The organism is Phenylobacterium sp., from assembly GCF_036263695.1.
Taxonomy (GTDB): Bacteria; Pseudomonadota; Alphaproteobacteria; order Caulobacterales; family Caulobacteraceae; genus Phenylobacterium.
Map to the genome: position 1 here is coordinate 1 of NZ_DATAGM010000468.1, position 6,371 is coordinate 6,371.

The 6,371-nt window shown below is 67.9% G+C and carries 7 protein-coding genes and 1 pseudogene; 3 read left to right on the forward strand and 5 right to left on the reverse strand.

Annotated elements, in window-relative coordinates; genetic code table 11:
- Positions 1–675 (reverse strand): aminoacyl--tRNA ligase-related protein (locus VHK87_RS18855; protein WP_329636436.1); only part of this gene is annotated, 675 nt, incomplete at its 3' end.
- A gap of 119 nt (positions 676–794) precedes the next feature.
- On the opposite strand from VHK87_RS18855, the gene VHK87_RS18860 reads away from it, so the two are divergent.
- Together VHK87_RS18860 and VHK87_RS18865 are read left to right on the forward strand one after the other, a co-directional pair.
- The gene (locus VHK87_RS18860) at positions 795–1,244 is read left to right on the forward strand and encodes a MaoC family dehydratase (protein ID WP_329636437.1); all 450 of its coding nucleotides are present in this window, start codon (positions 795–797) and stop codon (positions 1,242–1,244) included.
- 4 nt (positions 1,245–1,248) lie between these two features.
- Positions 1,249–1,650 carry a VOC family protein gene (locus VHK87_RS18865; RefSeq protein ID WP_329636438.1) on the forward strand — a complete coding sequence of 134 codons (402 nt, stop codon included), beginning with the start codon at positions 1,249–1,251 and terminating at the stop codon, positions 1,648–1,650.
- On the opposite strand, the gene VHK87_RS18870 is transcribed toward VHK87_RS18865, so the two are convergent.
- Together VHK87_RS18870 and VHK87_RS18875 are read right to left on the reverse strand one after the other, a co-directional pair.
- The gene (locus VHK87_RS18870; protein WP_329636439.1) at positions 1,590–3,827 is read right to left on the reverse strand and encodes an ATP-binding protein; all 2,238 of its coding nucleotides are present in this window, start codon (positions 3,825–3,827) and stop codon (positions 1,590–1,592) included. The genes VHK87_RS18865 and VHK87_RS18870 overlap by 61 nt on opposite strands.
- Before the next feature lie 103 nt (positions 3,828–3,930).
- A complete protein-coding gene (locus tag VHK87_RS18875; protein WP_329636440.1) occupies positions 3,931–5,022 on the reverse strand; it encodes an NADH:flavin oxidoreductase in 1,092 nt (363 codons plus the stop codon).
- A 117-nt stretch (positions 5,023–5,139) separates the two neighbouring features.
- Here VHK87_RS18875 and VHK87_RS18880 point away from each other — a divergent pair, with 117 nt between their 5' ends.
- Positions 5,140–5,271: a hypothetical protein gene (locus tag VHK87_RS18880; RefSeq protein ID WP_329636441.1), complete on the forward strand. Its 132-nt coding sequence runs from the start codon at positions 5,140–5,142 to the stop codon at positions 5,269–5,271.
- On the opposite strand, the gene VHK87_RS18885 is transcribed toward VHK87_RS18880, so the two are convergent.
- Positions 5,268–6,029 (reverse strand): ABC transporter permease, encoded by a 762-nt coding sequence (locus VHK87_RS18885; RefSeq protein ID WP_329636442.1) that lies wholly within the window; start codon positions 6,027–6,029, stop codon positions 5,268–5,270. The genes VHK87_RS18880 and VHK87_RS18885 overlap by 4 nt on opposite strands.
- Positions 6,026–6,371 (reverse strand): annotated as a pseudogene (locus VHK87_RS18890) (multidrug ABC transporter ATP-binding protein); the annotation flags it as partial. The gene VHK87_RS18885 and the pseudogene VHK87_RS18890, both read right to left, overlap by 4 nt.

The following is a 6,371-nucleotide window of genomic DNA, read 5'->3' on the forward strand; positions in this document are numbered from 1 at the left end:
GTTGTCGGCCCCGGGGAAGCGCTCGTTCTCGGGCTTCTCGCCGGCGATCACCGGCATGGCGAGCACCGTCTCGGCGAACTCGCGGTACATCTCCAGGATCTTCAGCGTCTCGGCGCGGGCGTCCTCGGCGTCGGCGTGGGCGGTATGGCCCTCCTGCCAGAGGAACTCGCTGGTGCGAAGGAACAGGCGCGTACGCATCTCCCAGCGGACCACGTTAGCCCACTGATTGATCAGCACCGGCAGGTCGCGGTGGCTGCGGATCCAGCGGCTGAAGGCGTCACCGATGATGGTCTCGGAGGTGGGCCGCACGATCAGCGGCTCTTCCAGCTTGGCCTCGGGGTCGGGCTGCAGCTTGCCGTCAATGAGCTTGAGCCGGTGGTGGGTGACCACCGCCATCTCCTTGGCGAAGCCCTCGACGTGCTCGGCCTCCTTGGCGAAGAAGCTCAAGGGGATGAACAGCGGGAAGTAGCAGTTGTCGTGGCCGCTCTCGCGGATGCGCCGGTCCAGGGTCTGCTGGATCCGCTCCCAAACGCCATAGCCCCACGGCTTGATGATCATCGCCCCGCGGGTCGGGCTGACCTCGGCCATGTCGGCTTCGCGCACGACCGCCTGGTACCAGTCGGGGAAGGTTCCGCGGTTGCCGGTGACCCGGGATACGCTCAGGGCTCGCTGCATGGGCTCCTCAATCGGCGAGCCGCCTTCTTAAGGGCGCCGGCCCCGCAGGCAAAGCCGGCTTGCTCGCCCCAGGCGCCATGCTAGAGCGTCAGCCCTCAATCCTCAGAGGAGCCAAGCGGATGCAACCGGTGGAATTCAAGGACGTGCCCGGCCTCGTCGGCCAGGAGGTCGGCGTCTCCGACTGGCTTCAGATCACCCAGGAGCGGGTCAACCAGTTCGCCGAGGCCACCGGCGACCACCAGTGGATCCACGTGGACGTGGAGCGGGCCACCCGCGAGATCGGCGGACCGATCGCCCACGGCTACCTGACGCTGTCGCTGATCCCGTTCCTCGGCCAGGGCATGCTGCCGATCAAGGGCGTGACCCGGGGCATCAACTACGGCTCCGACAAAGTCCGCTTCATCAACATGGTCCGCGTCGGCAAGCGCGTGCGCATGCGCCAGAAGCTGATCGGCGCCGAGCCCAAGTCCGGCGGCTTGCAGCTGAAGAACGAGTGCACCATCGAAATCGAGGGCGAGGAAAAGCCCGCCTGCATCGCCGAGACGATCAGCATCGTCTACGGCGCCTGACGCCGTGCGCGGTTCGATCCATCACCTGGATCTGACCGTGAAGGACCCCTGGGCCTCGCGCAGCTTCTACGCGCAGGTCCTGGGGTTCATGGGCTACCGCCAGATCGCCGAGGACGACCGGGGCTTCGACTTCGCCCCGCCGGAGGGGACGCCGTCAATCGGCCTGAAGATGTCGGAAGGCCCCAACAGCGAGCGGCCGCACGACCGCTACTCTCCGGGCCTGCACCACGTCGCCTGGCGGGCGGGCAGCCGCGACGACGTCGACGGCCTCCACGCCCTCCTGATCGAAGTGGGCGCGACCGTCCTCGATGCGCCGGCGGACTATCCGCAGTACGGCGCCGGGTACTACGCGGTGTTCTTCGCCGATCCGGACGGGCTGAAGCTGGAGTTCGTGTTCGAGCCCTGAGGCGCCTCGGCCTCCTCCAGGCACTCCTCCATGGCACGCAGCAGGGCCGCCGCGTCGATCGGCTTGGCGACCACGCGGGTCATGCCCGCCTGCAGGTACTCGGCCACCTGGTGGGCCATGACGTTGGCGGTCAGCGCGATGATCGGCGTCGCCGCGCGGCCCTTCTCGGCCTCGATGCGGCGGATCTCGCCGGTGGCGGACAGACCGTCCATGACCGGCATCTGCACGTCCATCAGGATCAGGTCCCACTCGCCCACGCGCCAGGATTCCACCGCCGCCTGCCCGTCGCCGACGACGGTGGGGTCGATGCCCACCTGATGCAGCAGGGTCTTCAGCACCAGCTGGTTGACCGGGTTGTCTTCGGCCGCCAGCACCCGCAGCGGCGGGAGCGCCTCGGCGGCCTCGTCCAGGTCCGGCGCGATCTCCGCGCCGGCTTCGCGCAGGTACGGCAGCGGCAGGCGCACGGTGAAGGTGGAGCCGGAGCCCACCATGCTGTCCACCTGGATGTCGCCGCCCATCTTCCGCGCCAGCTCCTGCACGATCGCCAGCCCGAGCCCCGTCCCGCCGTAGCGGCGGGTGGTGGAGGCGTCGGCCTGGACGAAGGCGTCGAACAGCTTGGCCTGCTGCTCCGGCGTGATGCCGATGCCGGTGTCGGAGACCTTGAGGACCAGTTCGTCGCCCGGCCGCTCGATCCGTACCGCAACCGCGCCCTGGCTGGTGAACTTCACGGCGTTGGAGACCAGGTTACGCAGGATTTGGCTGACCCGCGTCGGGTCGCCCTGGAACACGCCCTCCGCCGCCGGCGCGACGTGCACCGACAGCATCAGGTCCTTCTCGCTGGCCTGGGCCATGAAGGACTCCAGCGCCACCCGGGCCACCTGAGCCACGTCGACCTCTCCGTCCTCCAGGTCCAGGCGGCCGGCCTCGATCTTGGCCAGGTCGAGGATGTCGTTGAGCAGCACCATCAGCGTCTCGCCGGACTTGGCGATCACCTCCAGGCGCTTGCGCTGCATGGGCGAGAGCTCGTCGCGGGCCATCGCCTGCGCCATGCCCAGCACCCCGTTCATGGGCGTGCGGATCTCGTGGCTCATGGTGGCCAGGAACTCGCTCTTGGCGCGGCTGGCCGCTTCGGCCAAGTCGCGCGCCTCCATAAGCGCGAGTTCGTTCTTCTTGCGGTCGGTGATGTTCTGCAGGGCGCCCACCAGCCGCTGGGGCCGCCCGCCCGGCTCGCGGTACAACTCGGCGACGGCGTAGGCCCAGACCTCACGCCCGTCCGACCGCTTCATCTTGTATTCCGCCCGGTAGGGCTCGGCCCCGGCCTCGTAGCGGAGCCAAGCCATCTGAACAGCCTCGCGCTGGCTCTCGTCGACCATGAAGTAGGGGTCATTGCGCATCTTATCGAACGTAAGCGGCGCCTCGTAGAACTCGGACTCCGCGCCCTGGCTCGACAGCGTCCGATTGGAGTAGTCGAGCTCGTAGACGTGCAGCCCCGTGATCTGCATGGCGATGTCCAGCCGCCGCTCAGCCGCTTCCGACCGCTCGAGGGCCTTCTTCATCGCCGCGGTGGCGGCGCGGCTCTCCTCTTCGGCCGCGCTCCACTCGGCGACCACCTTGGTGGTGCCGGTCTGAATGAGAATCAGCGTCAGGCACAGCATCCCCAGGCCCAGGTAGACGCCAGCCAACTGCGTCGGCGGAACGTGGAACGCAGCCATGGTAGCGAGGGCGACGATCGCTGGGCCCGTCATGGCGTAGAACACCGCCCTCGACACCCAACCCATGGACACGCCAAGGGCGATCAGGCCCATCGCCGTTATGGCGCTGTAGGCGAGCCCGCCCGCACTTCCCGTGACGAGGCAGTAGCCGGCCGGCCCGGCGACCCAGAATGTCGAGTGGCTCCCCACGACCCAACCGAGCCGCCGAAGGCCGGTATCAGAGTCCATGCCCTCCGATTGCTCGAGCCAGCTCTCAAACAGCCGCTTGGCCGCGAAGCTCCAGCACAAGGCGAGGGCGGCGAAGATGGCGCCGAACACCGGCGACCCGAGGAGGCCCAGGCAAAGGCCCGCGACCACGTCGGCGACGAAATAGGCCCTCCGCGACGACATCAGCGTGGCAAGGGTGAGCTGATACGGAGTCCGCGTCGGCTCGAAGTTCTCCTTCAGCAGACTGCTCGAATCCATCTCCGCCGCCTTCGACTCCGGACCTGTAAAATGGCCCGAACTCAACGACCTAACGCGAAGGCGTTAAAGTTTTGACGCCCTGGTACGAACGCGTTGTCGCATGTCAGTCGGCGGCGACGAACCCGGCCCAGGTGCGCATGTAGCCGACGAAGGCCTCGCCAAGGCCCTCCTTGCGCAGGTGGTCGGCGGTGACCGGCAGGGCGGCCGGCAGGAAGCCGGTGTCGGCCCGCACCTTGCGCGGATAGTCGTGGTGCAGGATGGCCGCGCGGCCGACGAAGACAAAGTCACAGCCGGCCTGCAGGCAGTGCAGGGCGTCGGCCGGCCGCATGATCTTGCCCGCGACCCCCAGCCGGGTGGTTCCACGGTCCAGCTCGGTGAAGCAGGACATCAGGCTGCGGCCCTTGAACTCGTCCTCATTGGGCTCCTTCATCACGTCCCACAGGGACATGTCGAGGTAGTCGAGGCGGCCGCCGGCCAGCAGTTGGGCGGCGACCTGGCGGATCTCGGCCAGCTTCAGGCCGAAGCGTTCGGGCGACAGCCGCAGGCCCAGGGAGAAGTCCGGCCGGCAGCGGGCGCGCACGCCCTCGATGATCCTGAAGATGACGCCGGCGCGGTTCTCCAGCGCGCCGCCGAACCGGTCGGTGCGCCGGTTGATCTCCGGCGAGAGGAATTGGGCCAGGATGTAGCCGTGGGCGCCGTGCAGTTCGACGCCGTCGAAGCCAGCCTTCTCGGCGCGGACGGCGGCGGCGACGAAGTCCTCGATCAGCTCTTCGACCTCGGCCTCGGTCAGCGCCCGGGCGCCGGTCTTCTCATCGTCGGAGGGGGAGACCGGCGCCTGGCCGATCAGCTCCTTGGGCGAGCGCATGCCGGCGTGGTGCAGCTGGACCACCGCGACGCTGCCCTCGGCCTTGATCGCCGCAGCGAGGCGGGAGAGGCCCTCGAGGTGGTCGTCCGACCAGACGCCGAGCTGGCCGGGGAAGCCCTGGCCCTGGCGCTGGACGTGGGCGGCGCAGGTCATGGTCATGCCGAAGCCGCCCTTGGCCCGCAGCGTCAGCCAGCGGAACTCGTCCTCCGACAGCCGCCCGTCGGGATGGCTCTGCAGGTTGGTCAGTGGGGCGAGCGCAAAACGGTTCGGCATCGCCGGGCCGTGGGCGAAGGTCAGCGGCTGGAACAGGGGATCGTAGGGCGAGGTCATCGAAGGGGCTTAGCCGAGGCCGGATCGGCGCCGCAAGCCTTGGCGCCCGGCTTGCGAGGCGGCCGTCAGGAACGCCGCTCCCGTCCCGGGACGGCACAGCTCCTGGGGAACAGCGCCATGGCCATCGCCGTCCGCTACGCCGAGACCGAACCGCAGCCGCAGCCCCGGCGTGCGAACGGCCTGACTGGCGCCCTGCTCTTCGCCGCCGCCGTCTTCACCCTGACGCTGGCGCTGCTGACGCTGCTCTAGGACTTCAGCCGGTAGCCGGTGCGGAAAATCCACCAGATCGCCGCCAGGCACAGGCCCATGAACATCAGCGTCATCGCAATGCTCACCCCCACGTGGACGTCCGAGACGCCGTAGAAGGCCCAGCGGAAGGCCGACACCAGGTAGACCACCGGGTTGAACAGGGTCACCTGGCGCCAGAAGTCCGGCAGCATGTCGATCGAATAGAAGCTGCCGCCGAGGAAGGTCAGCGGCGTGACGATCAGCATCGGCACCAGCTGCAGCTTCTCGAAGCCGTCGGCCCAGATGCCGATGACGAAGCCGAACAGGCTGAAGGTCACCGAGATCAGCACCAGGATCAGCGCCATCAGCAGCGGGTGCTCGATCTCGAACGGCACGAACAGCCGGGCGGTGGCCAGCATGATGGTCCCCAGGATCACCGACTTGGTCGCCGCCGCCCCGACGTAGCCGGCGACGATCTCGACGAACGAGATCGGCGCGGACAGCACCTCGTAGATGGTGCCTGAGAACCTCGGCATGTAGATGCCGAAGGAGGCGTTGGAGATGCTCTCGGTCAGGATCGACAGCATGATCAGGCCCGGCACGATGAAGGCGCCGTAGCTGATCCCCTCGATCGCGGTCATCCGCGAGCCGATCGCCGAGCCGAAGACGATGAAATACAGCGACGTCGCGATAACCGGCGAGGCGATGGACTGCATCACCGTGCGGAAGGTGCGGCTCATCTCGAAGACGTAGATGGCCTTGATGGCGTGGACGTTCATCGGCCGCTCCTCACCAGGTTCACGAAGATCTCCTCGAGCGAGCTCTCCTTGGTCTGCAGGTCCTTGAAGTCGATGCCTCGCTCGCCCAGCCGGCGCAGCAGCTCGGCGATGCCGGTGTCCTGGCTCTGGACGTCGAAGGTGAAGGTCAGCTCCATTCCGTCCTCCGACAGTTCCAGCGGCGCGTCGGACAGCTCGGTCGGGACGGTGTTCAGCGGGCTCTGCAGATGCAGGATCAGCTGGCGCTTGCCGAGCTTTCGCATCAGCTCGGCCTTCTCCTCCACCACGATCAGCTCGCCGTTGTTGATGACCCCGATGCGGTCGGCCATCTCCTCGGCTTCCTCG